The organism is Marinomonas epiphytica (genome assembly GCF_054780655.1).
The window spans coordinates 390,303-410,108 of record NZ_BAAGVX010000038.1 but is presented as its reverse complement, the minus strand read 5'-3'; the positions used below and the strand labels follow the sequence as shown (position 1 = coordinate 410,108).

Here is a 19,806-nt window from a genome sequence, read left to right as displayed (position 1 = left end):
CGATACCAATGGATTTGGCGATGACATCGTATAACGCCGATTTGGTTTGGTTCAATCATGGGCGCTGCGCACCCAACGGCGCATTACGGCCTTCGGCCTAACGGCGCCCTACGATTGACGGTGCATGATTCCAATGGTCAGGTGTTATGATTCGAGCATGAAGGTGACGGGGCCGTCGTTGGTGAAGGTGACTTGCATGTCTGCGCCGAATTGTCCGGTGGCGACTTTATCGTATTGAGCGCGAACTTTATTGACGAAGTCGTTAAAGAGTCGTTCGCCTTCTGCTGGTATGGCGGCACTGGAGAAGCCAGGGCGTAAGCCTTTTTTGGTTTCTGCGGCTAGGGTAAATTGCGAGACCAATAATACGCTACCGCCAGCTTGCTGTACGTTGAGGTTCATTTTGCCATCGGCGTCGCTAAACATGCGATATTTTAATAGTTTGTCGGCTAAACGCTGTGTATCGGCTTCGGTGTCGCCCTTTTCGATGCCGACTAAGACCATTTGTCCATGGTCGATAGCACCTATAATTTCTCCGTTTACTTCTACTTTGGCGGCCAAAGAACGTTGTACCAATACTTTCATTGAAGGCTCCTTTTGCTACTTATTCTACCCATAAAACAAAAGCGCCCGAAGGCGCTTTTGTCGCTCACAAACCTGCATGACACAGGCCTATTTGCTGCTGCTCTTAAGTATTATTTACGGGATGCGCGCTTACGCTCGTTTTCCGTTAATAGTTTTTTACGAATACGAATACTTTCTGGTGTTACTTCTACCAATTCGTCGTCTTCGATAAACTCTAACGCCTGCTCTAGAGTGTGTTTAATAGGTGGCGTTAGTGTTAAGGCTTCATCTGTACCAGACGCACGAACGTTGGTTAGCTGTTTACCTTTAACAGGGTTTACCGCTAGATCGTTGTCACGAGAGTGAATACCGATGATTTGGCCTTCGTAAATATCAACCGCATGGCCTAGGAACATACGACCACGGCTTTGTAGGTTAAACAAAGCGTAAGCCGCGGTTTTACCCGTTAGCATACTAACCAATACACCATTTTGACGGCTGCTTACTTCGCCATCCTTTACTGGGCCATAGTGGTCGAATACGCTGGTCATGATACCTGAACCCGATGTTAGAGTTAGGAACAAGCCACGGAAGCCGATCAAACCACGAGAAGGCACAACGAACTCAAGGCGTACACGGCCTTTACCGTCAGGCTCCATGTTGGTTAACTCCGCTTTACGCAAGCCAAGTTCTTCCATGATAGAACCTTGGTGCTGCTCCTCTACATCGATAACCACTTGCTCGAACGGTTCGTGAATTTGACCATCGACTTCTTTTTGTACTACTTCAGGACGAGAAACCCCCAACTCAAAACCTTCACGACGCATGGTTTCGATCAATACAGATAAGTGCAATTCACCACGACCAGATACAATGAACTTATCTGGCGAATCGCCTTGCGTTACACGTAGTGCTACGTTGTGAATAAGCTCCTGATCAAGACGATCTTTAATATTACGCGAAGTAACGAACTTACCTTCTTTACCTGCGAATGGCGAATCGTTAACCATGAAGGTCATACTTACGGTTGGCTCATCGACAGTCAGAACTGGCAGAGACTCAACATTCGTTGGGTCACACAGGGTGTCGGAAATACTTAGACCATCGATACCGTTAATACATACGATATCACCTGCTGTTGCTAAGTCTGTGTCGACACGCTGTAGGCCGTGGTAGCCTTTAACGTTCAGTACTTTACCTTTACGTTCTTTGCCATCAGCAGATTTCACCACGACTTGCTGGTTTGGCGAAAGCGTACCGCGGGTAATACGACCTACACCGATTACACCTACGTAGCTGTCGTAATCCAATGCAGAAACCTGCATTTGGAAGGTACCTTCTGGGTCAACATCTGGCACTGGCACGCTGTCGACGATCATTTGGTATAGAGGCTCCATGTCTTCTGCCATTTCTTCTGGGTCGTTACCAGAAATACCATTAATTGCAGAAGCGTAGATCACAGGGAAGTCTAGTTGCTCTTCGTTCGCGCCTAGGCTATCAAACAGGTCAAATACTTGATCCATTACCCAGTCAGGACGTGCACCAGGGCGGTCAATTTTGTTGATAACAACGATTGGGCGAAGGCCACGCTCGAATGCTTTAGAAGTTACAAAACGCGTTTGTGGCATTGGGCCATCTACTGCGTCTACTAGCAACAATACAGAGTCAACCATAGACAATACGCGCTCTACTTCACCACCGAAGTCTGCGTGTCCAGGGGTGTCTACGATGTTAATACGGTAGTCGTTCCATTTGATGGCTGTGTTTTTTGCCAGAATGGTAATGCCACGTTCTTTTTCTTGGTCGTTTGAGTCCATGATGCGTTCTGCACCTTCGTCTTTACGATCAAGCGTTCCTGATTGGCTTAGTAGTTGGTCAACCAAGGTTGTTTTACCATGGTCAACGTGAGCAATAATAGCTACGTTACGTAACTTACTGATATCATTAGACATTTAAATTTCTCTGCGTAGGCTTGAGCAAAAATGAGCGCTCTACAGCGAGGCGATTTTCTCTATAAAAGACAGAAAATAAGGCTCGGTAGGGCAAAATTCGCGCAATTGTACCCTTATATTGATGAAGATCCCATTAAAGTTGGAAAAAAATCACACAAAAAGCGATTATCTTTCCAACCAGAGGGCTTGAGCCAAACAAGTCCTTTGACTTACTTAGCTCAGTTAGGAAAATTAAGGCAGGTAAACACCCACGTTTTGGTGACCCTGGCCTAATAAGTATGAAGCGTGCATACGGCTCATAACGCCTTTGCCGCAATACAGTAGATAAGTTGTGTCGCTGTCTAACTCACTCCAGTTAGAAGACAAAGCGAAGAAAGGAATCGCTTTAACCGGTCGACCACTGACTTTTAAAGGTTTATTTGCGGCTTCGTCTGGGTGGCGAATATCGATAATAACTTCTTCACCCACAGGCATACGCACGACAGGCACTTCGCCTTGGTACTGTTTGTCCACATCGTCCATTACGTTCTGAATAGAGACCACTTGTGCTTCTGTTACGGCTTTTTCCAATACGGCAAAATCGAAGTTTGCTTCTTGTTTCTCTATGCGGTGCATTTTTGCTCGTGTGGTCGGCTTAACCGAAATCACTCCACAAAACTCAGGCATACTGGCTGCAAAAGGCGCGGTGCCAATATTAACGGCAGTGTCTATGATGTCTTGTTTGTTCATGGTGATTAACGGACGAATAACCAATTCGTCTGTTACCTGGTCGATAACCTTTAAGTTGATCAGAGTTTGGCTAGACACTTGCGCCACACTTTCTCCGGTAACGAGCGCTTTTGCTCCCACCCCTTCCATGACTTCGCTGGCGGCTCTGAGCATCATGCGCTTAAGCACCACGCCCATTTCAGAATTGTCTACCTTAGTCAGTATCTCACCCACAACGGCTTCAAAAGGTATGGTGATAAACTTTACGTTCAGCGCAGAGCCGTATTTTTCCCAAATAAAGTTCGACACCTGCTTCACGCCGATCTCATGAGCATCCCCACCTAAATTAAAGAAGCAGAAGTGAGTTTTTAAACCCCGACTCATTGTTAGGTAAGAACTGACCGTGGAGTCATAACCTCCTGAGATCAAGGACAGCACTGAGTCTTGGGAACCAATAGGGTAGCCACCCAACCCTTCTATGCGTTGCTCAATCATCCATACTCGGTCGTCACGAATGTCGATAGGCACTAAGACTTCAGGGTCCTTAAGGCGCACAGCTTTGGCTTCACAGCGGGCTTTTAAACAACCTCCAATGTAGCGCTCTGCTTCCACTGAGGAAAAATCATGCTGCCCCACTCGTTTCACACGAACCGCAAAAATGGCGTCTTTAATATCCGTACCGTAAGAGGTAACGGCTTCGTCTACTATATCGTCGAGACTGACAAATGGAAATTCACGTACATATTGAAAGTGCGCAATACCGGCAATGCAAGACAATGCTTCTGTGAAGCTCTCTCTTATTTCTTCTCGGTCCGAGTAGACTTCGATAAAGTCCCAATTACCTGTTACGACTACCTCGTCATCAAGTTTACGCAAAACCAGGCGTATGTTTTGACGAAGCTGCTTAACAAATGCTTTGCGAACAGGACGGCTTTTAATGGTGATTTCGGAAAAGAACTTAACAATGAATTTCATAGTGAGATTAGCTGATGACCACGTAGATTAGGATGGCGAGAGTATAAAGAAAAGTCAGCAAAGTCGAAATGCCTTATTTTTGCACCACAATTAAGCGCAAGACAAAATAACGCACCAAAAAGGATCGTTTTTAGTTTGTTGTTTTACTCTGGTGCATTGATAAATAGCATTAATCAAAACCAACCATGTATATGTTTATGATTTATATAGTTTTTTATATCTGCACAAAATTCTGGCACAAGAAATGCTATATAAAATCCAAACTGCGCATCAACATGAAGCGCGCTGTTAATTACAAAAAGTATTTTTGCATACCTTAAATGGAGAACAATTATGTCAAACTTGACTCTTGAGTTGATTGCTGAACACGAAGCTCGCTGGGTAGACCTTCGTTTTACCGATTTCAAAGGTAAAGAACAGCACGTTACTATTCCTGCTTCTTCTGTAGACGAGGAATTCTTCGAAACGGGTCAAATGTTCGACGGCTCTTCTATTGCTGGTTGGAAAGGCATTAACGAATCAGACATGATCATGATGCCACAGGCTGACACAGCTCTAATGGACCCTTTCACTGAAGAAGCGACTGTTATTGTTCGTTGTAACATCATCGAGCCAGCTACTATGCAAGGCTACGACCGCGACCCACGCTCTGTTGCATTGCGCGCTGAAGAGTACCTTAAGTCTACTGGACTAGGTGACACGGCTTTCTTCGGTCCTGAGCCTGAGTTCTTCATTTTCGACGACGTAAAATGGAAAGCGGACATGTCTGGTTGTGCTGTTGAGATCAACGCTGAAGAAGCAGCTTGGTCTTCTAACAAAACAATCGAAGGCGGTAACATGGGCCACCGTCCTCGCGTTAAAGGCGGTTACTTCCCTGTACCACCAGTTGATTCTCACCATGACCTTCGTGGCGCTATGTGTAACGCTATTGAAGCAATGGGCCAAGAAATCGAAGTTCATCACCACGAGGTTGCGACTGCAGGTCAAAACGAGATCGGTGTTAAGTTCAACACTTTGGTGAAAAAAGCCGACGAAGTACAAGTAATGAAGTACTGTGTACACAACGTTGCTCACGCTTACGGCAAAACAGCGACTTTCATGCCTAAACCAATTGTTGGTGACAACGGTTCTGGTATGCACGTTCACCAATCTTTCTGGAAAGACGGTGTTAACCAGTTCTCTGGCGACCAGTACGCTGGACTATCTGAAACTGCCCTTTACTACATTGGCGGTATCATCAAGCATGCGAAAGCACTAAACGCTTTCACAAACGCTTCTACTAACTCATACAAGCGTCTTGTTCCTGGTTTCGAAGCACCTGTAATGCTTGCTTACTCTGCTCGTAACCGTTCTGCTTCTATCCGTATCCCATACGTTGCTAGCCCTAAAGGTAAGCGTATTGAAGCTCGTTTCCCTGATCCAACCGCTAACCCATACCTAGCTTTCGCAGCTATGTTGATGGCTGGCCTTGACGGTATCAAAAACAAGATTCACCCTGGCGATGCTGCAGACAAAGACCTTTACGACCTACCTGCTGAAGAAGCGTTGGCTATCCCAACTGTTGCTTCTAGCCTAGACGAAGCTCTTAAGAGCCTAGACGAAGGCCGTGCTTTCCTAACTGAAGGTGGCGTATTCACAGATGAAATGATCGATGCTTACATCGCTCTTAAATCTGAAGAAGTTGAGCGTGTTAACATGACAACTCACCCAGTTGAATTCGACCTTTACTACAGTGTTTAAGGTTTAATCTCTACTCAAAGCCCCGAACTGATTCGGGGCTTTTTTTTGCCCTAAAAAAACACTCTGGGCTAAAATGCACACAATTGGTGCATTAGATTCCTCGCTCAACGGGCAATCCCTATAAAAATAGACATAAAAAATTGCCCAATGTTGGTTCGTTTTTTGCAAACACAAAAGATCGATAGTGAGGCTAACCGTGCATAATTTACTAATAGACCATTTATCTACTGCCATTGTGCAGCTTAACCAGCGGCTTGAAATTGAATATTTGAACCCTGCCGCAGAAGTGTTGCTGGCTGTCAGTCGCAGACGCCTATACGGCCAATATCTTGATGCGGCTTTTCAGGAAGATGAAGAGAGCATAGCCACTATGCGCGCTGCGCTTGAGTCGGGCTACCCTTTTACTAAACGTGACGCAGAAATCGGCCGAGTGAATGACAAAAAGCTGTTTTGTGATTACACGGTCACACCTGTACTTGGTACTTCTAACCAAGCAGAAAACTTGATTATTGAGTTTTACCCTAGAGATCGCATGAAGCGCATTTCTCAGGAAGGGGAGCTAATCAGCAACCATCAAACAAGCAAAGAATTAGTGCGTGGTTTAGCTCACGAGATAAAGAATCCGCTTGGGGGCATTCGCGGCGCGGCCCAACTCATTAGCCGTGCCTTTAGTGATGAAGCGCTAAAAGACTACACTCAAGTGATTATTGAAGAATCAGACCGCCTGCGTGATCTTGTGGATCGTTTATTGGGTCCAAGGCAAATCCCCAAGAATAAGCACCTCAACATTCACCGCATTATTGAACGCGTGCGTCAGTTAATCTTGGTGGAATCAGATAATAAAATTGAACTAATCCGCGACTATGATCCCAGTATTCCTGACATTCTGGGTGATGAAGACCAGCTTATACAAGCCATGTTAAATGTGACCCGCAATGCGATGCAGGCGCTACTGTCTGAATACCCAAATGACTATAAAGAGATTCGTTTAGTCACAAGAACGTTAAGACAATTCACTATTGGCGCGAATCGCCACCGTTTGGTGGTCAAGGTCAGTGTAATAGACAACGGCCCCGGCATTCCCCCTAACATTTTGAAAACTCTATTTTACCCCATGGTCAGTGGTCGTGCTGACGGCACGGGATTAGGACTGTCTATCGCTCAATCAATTATCCATCAACACCACGGCATTATTGAGTGTAGCAGTGATGAAAGACACACCGAATTTAACATATTAATACCGATTGAAAGCTCGCCAGCGAAGGAGAACACTTTATGACAAACGATGAAACTGTATGGATAGTGGACGATGATCGTTCTATTCGCTGGGTTTTAGAAAAAACACTAGAGCAAGAAGGCATTCAATGTAAACTTTTTGACTCTGCCGAAAACCTGGTCAGCATGTTAGCAAAAGAGCAACCCAGCGCGATTATTAGTGACATTCGCATGCCAGGCATGGACGGTTTAACCCTGTTAAGTAAGCTGCAACAGGACTTCCCTTATCTACCCGTCATTGTAATGACGGCACACTCCGACTTAGAAAGTGCTGTGGCATCATACCAAGGCGGGGCATTTGAATACTTGCCAAAACCGTTCGATGTAGAAGAAGCCGTCAGCTTAGTAAAACGTGCCATGTTGCACCATAAGAATGCTAAGCCAAGCGCAGAAGAGATTCCTATTGAGCCAGAAGTTAATAAAGAAATCATTGGTGAAGCGCCTGCCATGCAAGAGGTGTTTCGTGCTATTGGTCGCTTAGCGAACTCTAATATCACGGTTCTTATTAACGGTGAGTCTGGTACTGGTAAGGAGTTGGTCGCACAAGCTTTGCATACTCACAGCCCTCGCGCTAGCAACCCTTTCATTGCCCTCAATATGGCAGCGATTCCTCATGATTTAATTGAGTCAGAATTATTTGGTCATGAAAAAGGGGCTTTTACGGGGGCAAATACCTTACGTCGAGGCCGCTTTGAGCAGGCGAATGGCGGCACCCTCTTCCTCGATGAAATCGGCGATATGCCGGCTGAAACCCAAACTCGATTACTGCGCGTATTAGCCGATGGTGAATTCTATCGTGTAGGTGGACACATTCCGGTAAAAGTCGATGTTCGTATTATTGCTGCCACACACCAAGATTTAGAAGGTCTGGTTGAAAAAGGGTCGTTCCGTGAAGATTTATTTCATCGCCTAAATGTGATTCGCATTCACTTACCTAAATTGGCAGAAAGACGCGAGGATATTCCGAAGCTGGCCCGTCATTTCTTGAGCCGAGCGGCTGAAGAACTTGCCGTTGAACCTAAGGTTCTAACTAAAGAGACTGAGCAGTATCTTACTCAACTGGATTGGCCGGGTAACGTTCGTCAATTAGAGAACACCTGCCGATGGTTGATTGTTATGGCATCCGGCCGCGAAGTGTTGGTTGAAGATTTACCCCCAGAACTCTTGTCTGCTACCACCAGCGAAATGCCATTTAATTCTTGGGAAGAAGCCCTTAAAAATTGGGTTGATAGCAGCTTGGCCTCGGGACAAAAAGGCATTCTGGAACAAGCTGTGCCTAAATTTGAGCGAATTATGATTGAAACCGCCCTTGCCCATACTGGTGGCCGTCGTCGAGATGCCTCTTTGCTACTAGGTTGGGGACGGAACACTCTGACGCGAAAAATTAAAGAGCTTAACATTGATCATTCCGATCAAGACGAAGAGTAAGCCACACCCACAGGATATCAAATTGATTTAAATCGATATTCTGTGGGGATTTTTTGCCCAAACACTTGCTTTTAGCGATACTATCCCCTACTAATAAAAGCTATTCAAACATATCTATAGGGAACTCACTATGTATCCAACTCTCGAATCTATGGGCATTACCAGTATACAAGACATTGAAAAATTCACCCTTCGTTACGAAGGAGGACACGATGTTCTTAAAGTCTATTACCGTCGAGAGAAAGGTTCTTTACTTCCTAAGAGTAAAAAATTCAAATTTGGCCGTTCGACAAAAACCGTATTAGCTGACGGTGGCCAACAGACTTATCGCCAAGTGCAAGAGCCTTCTTTGATCGTTCTTAGAGCAATGGAAGAACTGAGCCAGATCGTTGGTAAACAGGAAGAAGCCAAGGTCACGAAAGAAGACTTGATCAAAGAGCTTGATCACTTAGAAAAAGTAATGACGAGCAAGATCAGCGAAATTAAACAGAAAATCGACGCAATTTCTTAATATTTTACAGCTTTTCAATATCTCCACGTACTGGTTGAGTAAACACTCTCAACCAGTTTCTGCATGAATAATACCTTCTATGAAACGAATCCAAAACGAGAACGAACTAGCCCAATTATTAGCTCAAGGCGCGGTCATTGCCTACCCAACTGAGGCCGTTTGGGGGTTAGGCTGCGACCCTTTTAATGCCAAAGCAGTAAGACGTATTCTAGAGATTAAATCGCGCCCTGAAGCCAAAGGTTTAATTCTTATTGGGGGTCATAAAGACCACCTTGCCCCTTGGACCCAAGTGCTTGATCATGATGAAGCGGAACGCTTAATCAGCCCAACCGATCGCCCTACCTCATGGGTGGTGCCCGATACGAGTATCACGCCTAGCTGGGTAAGAGGAGAGCATAAAAGTGTTGCCATTCGGCTATCCAAACACCAGCCTGTACAGGCATTATGTGCCGCGTTTGGTGGTGTCTTGGTTTCCACATCAGCCAACCCTGCAGGACTTGAACCCGCCATGACCCCAGAAGAAGTGCAAGCCTATTTCGGCGATAAAATAGACGCCATTTATGACGCACCGTTAGGGCAAGCAGCGCAACCTTCCCAGGTACAAGACCTGATCACCGGCAAAGTATTCCGTTAACCGTAATGCGCCGTCAATCGTAGGGCGCCGTTAGGCCGCAGGCCGTAATGCGCCGTTGGGTGCGAAGCGCCCATAATTGAACCAAATCCATTGATGTTATACGAGGGCTGCGCCCTCGGCGTCAGATTCGCTTCGCGAACCATGACCTACGCATTAACATGCAAGTTTTCGATTAAAAAAATGCGCCGTCAATTGTAGGGCGCTGTTAGGCCGAAGGCCGTAATGCGCCGTTGGGTGCGAAGCGCCAATGATTGAACCAAATTACATTGGTGTTAAACGATGGCGACATCAAATCCATTGGTGTTATACGAGGGCTTCGCCCTCGGCGTCAGATTTGCTTCGCGAACCGTGACCTACGCATCAACATGCAATTTTTCGATTAAAAAAATGCGCCGTCAATTGTAGGGCGCTGTTAGGCCGAAGGCCGTAATGCGCCGTTGGGTGCGAAGCGCCAATGATTGAACCAAATTACATTGGTGTTAAACGATGGCGACATCAAATCCATTGATGTTATACGAGGGCTGCGCCCTCGGCGTCAGATTCGCTTCGCGAACCGTGACCTACGCATCAACATGCAACTTTTCGATTAACTACAATGCCCCATCAATTTGTAATGCACCGCCAAATCGTAGGGCGCCGTTGGGTGCGAAGCGCCAATGATTGAACCAAATTACATTGGTGTTAAACGATGGCGACATCAAATCCATTGGTGTCATACGAGGGCTTCGCCCTCGGCGTCAGATTCGCTTCGCGAACCGTGACCTACGCATTAACATGCAATTTTTCGATTAAAAAAATGCGCCGTCAATCGTAGGGCGCCGTTAGGCCGAAGGCCGTAATGCGCCGTTGGGTGCGAAGCGCCCATAATTGAACCAAATCCATTGGTGTTATACGAGGGCTTCGCCCTCGGCGTCAGATTCGCTTCGCGAACCGTGACCTACGCATCAACATGCAACTTTTCGATTAACTACAATGCCCCATCAATTTGTAATGCACCGCCAAATCGTAGGGCGCCGTTGGGTGCGAAGCGCCCATAATTGAACCAAATCCATTGGTGCTATACGAGGGCTGCGCCCTCGGCGTCAGATTCGCTTCGCGAACCGTGACCTACGCATCAACATGCAATTTTTCGATTAACGACAATGCCCCATCAATTTGTAATGCACCACCAAATCGTAATGCGCTGTTGGGTGCGAAGCGCCCATAATTGAACCAAATCCATTGGTGTTATACGAGGGCTTCGCCCTCGGCGTCAGATTCGCTTCGCGAACCATGACCTGCGCATCAACATGCAATTTTTTGATTAAACCGGGGTTATTTGAGGATGGCAGTTAAGGGCACTAATTCGACGTGGTCGCTTTCTAGCTGAGCGAGGCGCTTTTTCAGGTACGTCATGGTTTCTGGGTAAGGATGCCCAATCGCTAATGCAATGCCCTGTTTGTGGGCCAGTTTAACGAGCCGTGAAAACTGTTTATCAATGGCTTTTTCCGTCCGAAAATTGTCTAAGAAGACATCGCGCTTGGCAGTTTTTAGCCCCATTTCTTTCGCTGTTTGTTCTGCCACGCTGTGAGGGCTTGTTAAGCTGTCAATAAAGAAGAGTGACCTGGGCTTAAGGGTTTCCATAACCCATTGCATTGCATCTGGTTGAGCTGTCAGCAAGCTACCCATATGATTATTCACGCCTTGAATATCCGGTAGACTTTCAATGTCTCTTAGCAAGGTTTCTTTCAATTCCTGCTCTGTCATATCGGCATACAAGCCACCTGGTCCAAGCTTAAACTTGTGCTCTGTTTCCATTGGGGCATGCAAAATAATTAAGCGCCCTTGTTCTTTTGAAGTGAGTGCCGTTTTCTGAGCAAACGGCGTACTTGGTAAAATAGCTAATGCCACTTCGTTTGGAAGTGCGAGAGCCCCTTCCATACCTTTACGGTTATAGCCTAGGTCATCGATTAATATGACAATTTTGGCTTTATCTATAGATTCCTCTTTTACTTCCACTTCAACAAGCTTTGTTTGCTCCACTTGCTCTGTATCTGGTTTAACGACTTTATCTTCTTGGGGATCGTCGTCAGATAAGACATAGGGAATACCCGGCTGACTCTTTGGTTGGGCCGGTGTCGAAGCCGGCCCCGGCAGAAATTCAGTCCAATCAACCAGAGGGCCTAACTCATTCAGCTTTGGAGCATCTTGTTCATTAGACTCAGCGATTAGTGGTCCTAGCAGCATAACTGGCTGTGTTTGCTCAGCCATTAAAGCGGTTGGGGTAATTAGTTGTATGAGCAAAGCAAAGGCTGTAATTTTTAAGGTGTATTGCTTTGCTCTCAGTACGGGAACATACGAACGTATGTAAGACAAAATAGAAATCACGGGGTTTAATGCAACTTAGGTTGAGAGTTTAAAATCAGCAATGCTTGATAGAGTTGAAAGTCTTCTAAGGCAAGCTCATTTAGACTGGTGCTAACATCTGCACTGGTGTGCTCTTTGCCTCCCGTCCCATTACCAAGGTGCCCCTTTAACTCAGATTCCTTAACGAAAAAGCGATCGTTATCAAAACTAAGTTTGGCCTGAGGAACAATTAAGTCTGGCACGATACCTTGAGCTTGAATAGAGCGCCCTTCTGGCGTGTAATATAACGCCGTAGTCAGTTTTACGGCATCCCCATTAGATAAAGGCACTATGGTTTGCACAGACCCTTTACCAAAGGTTTCAACGCCCAAAATGATCGCTCTGTTTTGGTCTTGTAATGCGCCAGCCACAATTTCAGAGGCCGAGGCTGACCCTTCATTAACCAGTACGACAAGAGGCACAGTTGCTAGTAACGTCGTACTAGAAGAAGCAGCAAATTGATTTTTTGAAATTTCATGGCGACCATCGGTATAGACAATCAAGCCACTATTTAAAAAGCTATCAACAACCCCAACGGCACTTTGAAGTACACCACCTGGGTTGTTTCTTAAATCTAAAACTAGACTCTTTATTTCCTGTTCGTCTTGCAGATCCTTAATAGCAGTACGCATTTCGTCACTGCTGTCGCTTTGAAACTGACTAATTCGAATATATGCCACATTAGGCGCCAGCCACTCAGCAGTGACACTGTCGTCTTCAATAAGACGGCGTTCCAAATCAAAACCAATAATTTCATCTCCTCGTTCAATGTCGAGGTGCACTTTTGAGCCTACTTCACCGCGCATCAGATTCACGATATCTTGCATTCCTAAATCCGTGATTAGAGTCTTATCAACACGGACCACCACATCACCGGGTAAAATGCCCGCTTCTGACGCTGCAGATCCATCAATAGGCGCGACGATAATTAAGCGGTTGTCGCGCAGTTCTACCTCAACCCCTATGCCGGCGTATTTTCCAGACGTAAGCTCGTTGAACTCTACTAGTTCAGCTTTGGTGAAATATTCAGAATGAGGGTCTAACGTGGTAACCATACCTTTTAACGCTTTTTGAAGGATTTCATCGTCCGACAAAACTTCTACGTAGCCTTCTCGAATGGTTTCAAAAGCTTCAACGAATGACTGAATTTTGCTAACAGGAAAAGAGGAAGGTTTGTCCTCTGCGGCCAACACCAAAGACGAACTCAAGAAAAGAGCGAGCGAAGCAAGAATACGAGTCATGATGTTCATTTTACAGCCGTTCCTTCCTATGCGTGAAAAAGTATTAAGTTAGTATATCAAGTTCTGACCCAAGAAAGGGGTTTTAATGGTGTGCCATTATGGCGGATCGCAAAAAACAGCCCTGGATCTGGTCGACCTCCTGAACTGCCTGCGGTGGCTACCGTCTCGTTAGCGCTCACCCACTCACCCACTTCTTTTAATAAACTCTGATTATAGCCGTACAAGGACATATAACCTTCGCCATGATCAAGAATCAGTAGAAAGCCAAAACCTCGCATCCAGTCTGAGAAGACGACGCGACCTTGATAAATCGCTTTTACCGCTTCCCCCTCTTTAGCCTTAAGGGTGACACCACCTAGATTCACCTGACCAATATTTGGTAGGGCGCTGACTTTTTGTAAAGGTCTAACCAACTTTCCCCTTAAGGTTGAGAAAGGTTCGTCTTGGTCGGGTATTTGTAACTCGGCAGCTGCCAAGGCTTCTTCAAGCTGTTGTAATAAACTCTGTAGACTTTGGCGGTCTTCAATCAGCTGGGTAGAGCGTTTATTGCCTTGTTGTAAATCCTGCTCGATTTTACTGAGTAATTGCTTACGCTGTTTTTGTTGAGCCACCAGCTGCTCTTGTTGAGCCACTAAATTTGCTTTTTCTCTGGCTTGCTGAGCACTATGGCTCCGAATGCTTTTTTCGACAATTTCTAAGTCACTGACTTCATTAATGAAGCCATTAATAAGAGACGTTCTTGCATTGGAAAAATAGCGATTATATTCCACCAAACGTTGTGCTTGCTCGGTGTTATTACCGTTTAATAGTAATTTAAGGCTTTCTTCTTCCCCAGAACGATAAACCGCCCTTAATTGGGCGGCTATTTGATCATTTTGCTGTTGAATACTGAGTTGCAGACTCTTCTGTTGAGTTCGCAGCTCGCTCAACTGCTTGTCACTTTTTTTTAATGACTCTTGTATTTCTTGCAGCTTTTTCACAAGGTCTTGAATTGCTTGCTCTTTATCTTCAAGCTCAGACTCCACACCTGAGCGCTCCGATTTCAGTTCTTTCATCCAACGATTCAAGCGTGCAAGGTCCTTTTGCAAAGCCTCTATTTGTTGCTTCGCCTCTTCCGGCGTTTGAGGTTCTCCTGCTGTCCAGCCAAAGCTGGACAGCAGGATAAGCAAGACTCCAAGTATGCTTTTTTTCATATTGTGTTTTGGTTCCTTAAGACTTGGTAAGTAAACTCTCACCCGTCATTTCTTCAGGCTTCGCCATCCCCATCATTTCTAATAAAGTGGGAGCTAGATCACACAAAGCGCCTTCTTTAACACCCCAGGTGTCGTTCGGCGAGACCAATACCAGTGGGACCGGCTCAATCGTATGAGAAGTCAAAGGCTGGGTGCCATCGTCACTGAGCATTTGCTCCACGTTACCGTGATCTGCTGTGATAAGACACTGACCACCATTTGCTTCCAGTGCAGTAAGAATACGACCTAGGCAGGCATCCACCGCCTCTACTGCTTTTACCGCTGCGTCAAAAATACCACTATGACCAACCATATCACCATTGGCGAAGTTACAGATAATCGTGTCGTATTTTCCTGCTTCAATCACTTCAACCAGTTTATCTGTGACTTCCGGAGCACTCATTTCAGGCTGCAAATCATAGGTAGCAACATTTGGGGAAGGGATCAGCTCTCGCTCCTCGCCCTCAAATAAAGCTTCTTCACCGCCATTGAAAAAGAAAGTCACATGAGCATACTTCTCTGTTTCAGCGATACGTAGCTGTTTCTTATTAGCTTTTGCTAGAACTTCCCCTAACGTGTTGGTCAGGGCAACAGGAGGGAATGCAACATCCGCTTGGATATCAGAAGCAAATTCAGTAAAGGTAACAAAAGCCGCTAAAGCAGGTGTTGCAGAGCGGGTAAAGCCATCAAAACTTGGCTCAGTGAACGCACGCGTTAATTGGCGAGCACGATCTGGTCTGAAGTTAGCAAACACGACTGCGTCACCATCTTCTAACTGCACGGCTTCACCTATGATAGTTGCTCTCACAAACTCATCGTTTTCATCACGAGCGTAAGCATCTGCAATCGCTTGCTCTGCGCTTTCTGCCTGAAATTCACCTTTACCCAAAGTAATCGCATCGTAAGCGGTTTGTACTCGGTCCCAGCGGTTATCACGGTCCATAGCAAAATAACGACCTGTTAAGCTGGCAATCTTACCAACACCTAACTCTGCTAGTTTCGCTTCTAAGTCAGCAATGGGTTCACCTGCTGAACGAGGCGGTGTGTCACGACCATCCGTAAAGCCATGCACATACACAGCTTTAGCGCCGCGTTTTACGGCCATTTCGCACATTGCCAAAATCTGCTCATGGTGGCTGTGCACCCCACCCGCTGACAATAAGCCAAGAATATGTACTGCTTTACCAGCACTTATGGCTTTGTCGACTCCCGCTACTAAAGCAGGGTTTTCGAAGAAGCTGCCATCTTCAATGGCTTTACTAATGCGGGTGAAGTTCTGGTAGACCACTCGTCCTGCGCCTAAGTTCATATGGCCCACTTCAGAGTTACCCATCTGACCTTCAGGTAGACCAACAGCCATACCAGAAGTTTTGATCAAAGTATGTGGACGGTTACCCCACAACGCGTCCCAGTTTGGGGTATTCGCCGCTGTGATAGCATTCGATGTAGAGGTCTCACTGTACCCCCAACCATCAAGAATAAAGAGTGCGGTTGTTTTCTTACTCATGTTAATCCTTCCAAATTTTTGATCTAACGTTCACTTGATACTACCACATTCGTGTAATTTTATTACATAGCCCAATTTCTATGTATGCTATAGATACGTTTTATGGCATGCGCCCTTGTGCCAATAACCAGTCTCGAAAGGTGACTACCTGCTCTAAATCAGCCTTATCAGCTGGGTAAGATAAAAGGTATTCATGGTCTGTCGTTATCGATTCACCAAACGGCGCGACCAACTCCCCATTTTGTAAACTTTTATGGGCTAAAATAGTCGGCATTATTGCAACCCCCATGGCGTTCTTCGCAGCTTCAAGGAGCATATGAAAGTGAGCAAAGGATGTGCCAGCATAGGCACCACCTTCCAGTCCTTTTGCTACCATCCAGTCTGGCCAAGCGTTAATCCGCGACGATAAATGCAGTAAAGGCAGTTCTGTTACGTCAGTTAAGCACCAATCTTCAAACGTTTTTTGTGGCGCCAAGTTTGTTAATAAACTTGGCGAGCATACCGCGACGACTTGTTCCCTTAGTAATTGGTGGGACACAGCTCGTGGCCAATGATCACCACCATAGTGCAAAATAATATCGATACACTCTGGATCAATCTTGGCAGCGTCGTCCAGAGAACGCAGCTTGATCTGAAACTGAGGATGCGCACGTTGAAACTCTGCTAAGCGTGGCATGAGCCAATGGGACGCAAAAGTCGGTAACGCCGATATCGTAAGGGTAGTTTTTTCATCCTCTCTATGTAACATACGCAAGCAAGCGCTTTCCATTCCATCGAGCAATGGCACCACTTCTTTATAATAGGCCGCACCGGTTCCTGTCAGTACCAATCGCTTATTCAAGCGAATGAACAAGTCTCGGGACAAAAACTCTTCCAGATTCCGGATCTGTCGGCTTACCGCACTTTGCGTCAAATGTAACTCTTCTGCTGCGCGGGTAAAGCTAAGGTGCCTAACGGATGCTTCAAAGCATTTTAATGCCGTTGAAGAGGGAATGTATCGCCTCATTTAAATGCCATTTAGTTTGCAAAATAGATGCAACTTACTCTACCTCATTCCCTTTCTAAGCCCAACCTGAAATCCTGTATCACTCCGGTTTTCTCAAGCTTTTTCGGTAAAAATACTTTTTTCATAGGCTATCTTGACGCAGGTTCTTAAGCGATATGTGGTATCGCAGAAGATTTACGCATAACAAAGTGCATTTTCATCCTTTGTCATTCTTTGATATTGCTTCTAAAGTGCTTTAAAGACAGACTATTTTTTGAGGTTCTACGATGCAAGTTACTGATTTCTATTCTTCTCTATGGCAACAATATACTCATGTCACCCCCCAAGCCGCTAAAATTCAAGCGCTATTTCAAGCCCGAGGCGAACAGGTTTTAAATGACCATGTGGCTTTTCGTACCTTTAATAACTCTCCCATCAGCCTAGCAGTACTGGAACAACAGCTCTTTGCACTGGGCTACCAAGCATATGGCGCGTTTCGTTTTGAGAATAAACACCTAAAAGCTCGTTGTTATAAGCATAGCGAGCAAGAGACGGCACCTAAGATTTTCCTTTCTGAATTGTTAGTAGAAGAGCTCAGCTCTGACAGCCAAACCATCATCAACAAACTGGTTAAGCAAATTCCTGCGGATGCGGTGCAAAGCCCTGCTATTTTTTGGGCAGGCAAACTGTGGGATACACCTTCAAACGAAGACTATAAGACGCTGAGCGAAGAGTCAGAATATGCTGCTTGGCTTGCGACTATGGGCTTACAAGCCAACCATTTCACCGTCAGCGTCAATCATCTAACAGGTTTTAGCTGCTTGGAGGATGTAAACCAACTGCTACTAGACGAAGGTTATCAACTCAATCAAGTAGGCGGTCTCATCAAAGGATCACCGGAAGCTTACCTAGAGCAGTCGTCTACCATGGCTGACAAAATTGAGTATCAGTTTTCTTGTGGTACACAGAGCACGATTCCGAGCTGCTTTTACGAATTTGCACTGCGCCACAAGCAAACAAACGGCCAATTATTCGATAGTTTCATCGAAGGTAATGCCGATAAAATATTTGATTCTACTAACGTTAACTAGGTTCTCCCCCTCACATTACTAAGAGTGCTTTCGGCACTCTTAGCTTTTTTTTATTCTAAAAATTTTATGGGTTTTAAATAGATACTTAAAAGCTAAGTCTAAAGGCTATGTATCCTTGCTATTCGGTGTGTATAATGCTGGCAGTTTTACTATAGGCTTTACGATTATGATGAACCAATTAATTGAATTTTCGATCAACCATTGGGAAATGGTAGCGGTATTCCTTGCCATTTTGGCAACCTTAATCTTTGTTGAAAGCAAAGGCGGTGCGCAAGCCCTCACCCCCTCCGCAGCAACCACTATGATTAATACTGAAGATGCCGTGATTGTGGATATCCGCCCTGAAAAAGAATTTAAAGGCGGCCATATAACAGGTGCAGTGAATGTTCCTGCGACCAAGCTTAAGGACCAGCTTAAGTCCCTTGAAAAGCATAAAGACGCCCCTATTATTTTAACGTGTAAGTCTGGCATTAATGCTGGAGCAAGCGCTAAAGAACTTAAAAAAGCGGGCTTTAGCAAGGTATTTAAACTGCAAGGTGGCATTGCTGAATGGCAATCTTCTAACCTTCCTTTGGTTAAAGCATAACAGGGTATAATTATGGCATCTGTCACTATCTATTCTAGCGATTACTGTCCATTTTGCATTCGTGCGAAACAGCTATTGAACAGTAAAAGTGTTGCCTTTAATGAGATCGTGGTTGATGGGAAACCTCAACTAAGAGAAGAAATGAAACAAAAAAGTGGCCGCCACACTGTGCCACAAATCTGGATTGGCGACCTGCATGTCGGCGGATGTGATGATCTTTTCGCCCTTGAACATGCCGCTAAGCTAGATAACCTTTTGGCTTAACGGTTTTCTTTTCACATTATTATAATTGACTATAAAAAGGATCAAACATGTCTGATACGACAAGTGCAGCGACTGAAACACAAGAAGCACAAGGCCCACAGCTTTCTATGCAACGAGTATTCTTGAAAGACATTTCTTTCGAATCTCCACGTTCTCCTATGGTTTTCCAAGAAGAATGGAAACCTGAAGTTGGCCTTGAACTAAACACTAAGAGCCGCCAAGTAGGCGAAAACGTTTACGAAGTTGTATTAGAAATCACGGTTAATGTGAAAAACAACGATGAAGCGGCCTACCTAGTTCAAGTTCAACAAGGCGGTCTGTTTGTCATTTCAGGTCTTGACGATCAGCAGCTACATCATGCATTGGGTGCCTTCTGCCCTGCGACGCTTTTCCCATATGCACGTGAGAATGTAGATGCCATTGTCGTGAAAGGTAGCTTCCCTGCTGTCATGCTCGCACCGATCAACTTCGATGCTTTGTACCTAGAAAGCTTGCAAAAACAACAAGCTGACACTCAAACAGAGCAATAAAGACGTTTGAGCATGAATCATTAAGGAGGCGACAGCCTCCTTTTTTGTTGTCATTCCCCTTTATAGAGCAAGCCCGACAATGAAGAAAAAACCTTGCCCCTATTGCCTTAAGATCCGATGGTTCGTACTCTATATTGCTTGTATCGCATTGATTGCGTTATTGGTTTTTGATCGATTTGTCTCTTAAGGAAGGACCCCTCC

Annotated in this window: 18 protein-coding genes; 10 read left to right on the top strand and 8 right to left on the bottom strand. The window is 45.4% G+C overall.

Annotation, left to right across the window (positions count from 1 at the left end; all coding sequences use genetic code 11):
• Nucleotides 1–144: 144 nt before the first annotated feature.
• The 3 genes from dtd to thiI all read right to left on the bottom strand — a co-directional run bounded on the left by dtd (nucleotide 145) and on the right by thiI (nucleotide 4,196).
• The gene (dtd, locus tag ACYVGZ_RS14395) at nucleotides 145–582 is read right to left on the bottom strand and encodes a D-aminoacyl-tRNA deacylase (RefSeq protein ID WP_460757034.1); all 438 of its coding nucleotides are present in this window, start codon (nucleotides 580–582) and stop codon (nucleotides 145–147) included.
• Between the two features lie 110 nt (nucleotides 583–692).
• Nucleotides 693–2,513, bottom strand: a complete 1,821-nt coding sequence (gene typA, locus ACYVGZ_RS14390; RefSeq protein ID WP_460757031.1) for a translational GTPase TypA — start codon at nucleotides 2,511–2,513, stop codon at nucleotides 693–695.
• A 231-nt stretch (nucleotides 2,514–2,744) separates the two neighbouring features.
• Nucleotides 2,745–4,196 (bottom strand): tRNA uracil 4-sulfurtransferase ThiI, encoded by a 1,452-nt coding sequence (gene thiI, locus ACYVGZ_RS14385; protein ID WP_460757028.1) that lies wholly within the window; start codon nucleotides 4,194–4,196, stop codon nucleotides 2,745–2,747.
• A gap of 333 nt (nucleotides 4,197–4,529) precedes the next feature.
• Here thiI and glnA point away from each other — a divergent pair, with 333 nt between their 5' ends.
• From glnA to ACYVGZ_RS14360, 5 genes are all read left to right on the top strand, one after another.
• Nucleotides 4,530–5,936 carry a glutamate--ammonia ligase gene (gene glnA / locus ACYVGZ_RS14380; protein ID WP_460757026.1) on the top strand — a complete coding sequence of 469 codons (1,407 nt, stop codon included), beginning with the start codon at nucleotides 4,530–4,532 and terminating at the stop codon, nucleotides 5,934–5,936.
• Nucleotides 5,937–6,132: 196 nt separating this feature from the next.
• On the top strand, nucleotides 6,133–7,215 hold the full coding sequence (gene glnL / locus ACYVGZ_RS14375; protein ID WP_460757022.1) for a nitrogen regulation protein NR(II): 1,083 nt from the start codon (nucleotides 6,133–6,135) through the stop codon (nucleotides 7,213–7,215).
• Nucleotides 7,212–8,639, top strand: a complete 1,428-nt coding sequence (gene ntrC / locus ACYVGZ_RS14370) for a nitrogen regulation protein NR(I) (protein ID WP_460757020.1) — start codon at nucleotides 7,212–7,214, stop codon at nucleotides 8,637–8,639. The genes glnL and ntrC overlap by 4 nt, the downstream gene beginning before the upstream one ends.
• Before the next feature lie 130 nt (nucleotides 8,640–8,769).
• Nucleotides 8,770–9,150 (top strand): DUF3461 family protein, encoded by a 381-nt coding sequence (locus ACYVGZ_RS14365; protein ID WP_460757017.1) that lies wholly within the window; start codon nucleotides 8,770–8,772, stop codon nucleotides 9,148–9,150.
• 79 nt (nucleotides 9,151–9,229) lie between these two features.
• Nucleotides 9,230–9,784 carry an L-threonylcarbamoyladenylate synthase gene (locus ACYVGZ_RS14360; RefSeq protein WP_460757015.1) on the top strand — a complete coding sequence of 185 codons (555 nt, stop codon included), beginning with the start codon at nucleotides 9,230–9,232 and terminating at the stop codon, nucleotides 9,782–9,784.
• Between the two features lie 1,314 nt (nucleotides 9,785–11,098).
• Here the strand turns inward: ACYVGZ_RS14360 and ACYVGZ_RS14355 are convergent.
• From ACYVGZ_RS14355 to ACYVGZ_RS14335, 5 genes are all read right to left on the bottom strand, one after another.
• The gene (locus ACYVGZ_RS14355; protein WP_460757012.1) at nucleotides 11,099–12,139 is read right to left on the bottom strand and encodes a divergent polysaccharide deacetylase family protein; all 1,041 of its coding nucleotides are present in this window, start codon (nucleotides 12,137–12,139) and stop codon (nucleotides 11,099–11,101) included.
• A 17-nt stretch (nucleotides 12,140–12,156) separates the two neighbouring features.
• Entirely contained in the window at nucleotides 12,157–13,419 is a 1,263-nt protein-coding gene (locus ACYVGZ_RS14350) for a S41 family peptidase (protein ID WP_460757010.1), read from the bottom strand.
• A gap of 47 nt (nucleotides 13,420–13,466) precedes the next feature.
• Complete coding sequence (locus ACYVGZ_RS14345; protein ID WP_460757007.1) at nucleotides 13,467–14,603, bottom strand: murein hydrolase activator EnvC family protein; 1,137 nt, start codon at nucleotides 14,601–14,603, stop codon at nucleotides 13,467–13,469.
• Between the two features lie 16 nt (nucleotides 14,604–14,619).
• Nucleotides 14,620–16,149 (bottom strand): 2,3-bisphosphoglycerate-independent phosphoglycerate mutase, encoded by a 1,530-nt coding sequence (gpmI, locus tag ACYVGZ_RS14340; protein WP_460757004.1) that lies wholly within the window; start codon nucleotides 16,147–16,149, stop codon nucleotides 14,620–14,622.
• A gap of 100 nt (nucleotides 16,150–16,249) precedes the next feature.
• Nucleotides 16,250–17,155: a LysR substrate-binding domain-containing protein gene (locus ACYVGZ_RS14335; protein WP_460757001.1), complete on the bottom strand. Its 906-nt coding sequence runs from the start codon at nucleotides 17,153–17,155 to the stop codon at nucleotides 16,250–16,252.
• 266 nt (nucleotides 17,156–17,421) lie between these two features.
• On the opposite strand from ACYVGZ_RS14335, the gene ACYVGZ_RS14330 reads away from it, so the two are divergent.
• The 5 genes from ACYVGZ_RS14330 (at nucleotide 17,422) to ACYVGZ_RS14310 (ending at nucleotide 19,792) form a co-directional block, all read left to right on the top strand.
• Nucleotides 17,422–18,225 carry a 2-oxoadipate dioxygenase/decarboxylase family protein gene (locus tag ACYVGZ_RS14330; protein WP_460756998.1) on the top strand — a complete coding sequence of 268 codons (804 nt, stop codon included), beginning with the start codon at nucleotides 17,422–17,424 and terminating at the stop codon, nucleotides 18,223–18,225.
• A gap of 166 nt (nucleotides 18,226–18,391) precedes the next feature.
• A complete protein-coding gene (locus ACYVGZ_RS14325) occupies nucleotides 18,392–18,811 on the top strand; it encodes a rhodanese-like domain-containing protein (protein WP_460756996.1) in 420 nt (139 codons plus the stop codon).
• A 12-nt stretch (nucleotides 18,812–18,823) separates the two neighbouring features.
• A complete protein-coding gene (gene grxC / locus ACYVGZ_RS14320; RefSeq protein WP_460756992.1) occupies nucleotides 18,824–19,075 on the top strand; it encodes a glutaredoxin 3 in 252 nt (83 codons plus the stop codon).
• A gap of 47 nt (nucleotides 19,076–19,122) precedes the next feature.
• Nucleotides 19,123–19,605 carry a protein-export chaperone SecB gene (gene secB, locus ACYVGZ_RS14315; protein ID WP_460756990.1) on the top strand — a complete coding sequence of 161 codons (483 nt, stop codon included), beginning with the start codon at nucleotides 19,123–19,125 and terminating at the stop codon, nucleotides 19,603–19,605.
• 16 nt (nucleotides 19,606–19,621) lie between these two features.
• Nucleotides 19,622–19,792: a disulfide bond formation protein B gene (locus tag ACYVGZ_RS14310; RefSeq protein ID WP_460757078.1), complete on the top strand. Its 171-nt coding sequence runs from the start codon at nucleotides 19,622–19,624 to the stop codon at nucleotides 19,790–19,792.
• Nucleotides 19,793–19,806: the final 14 nt, after the last annotated feature.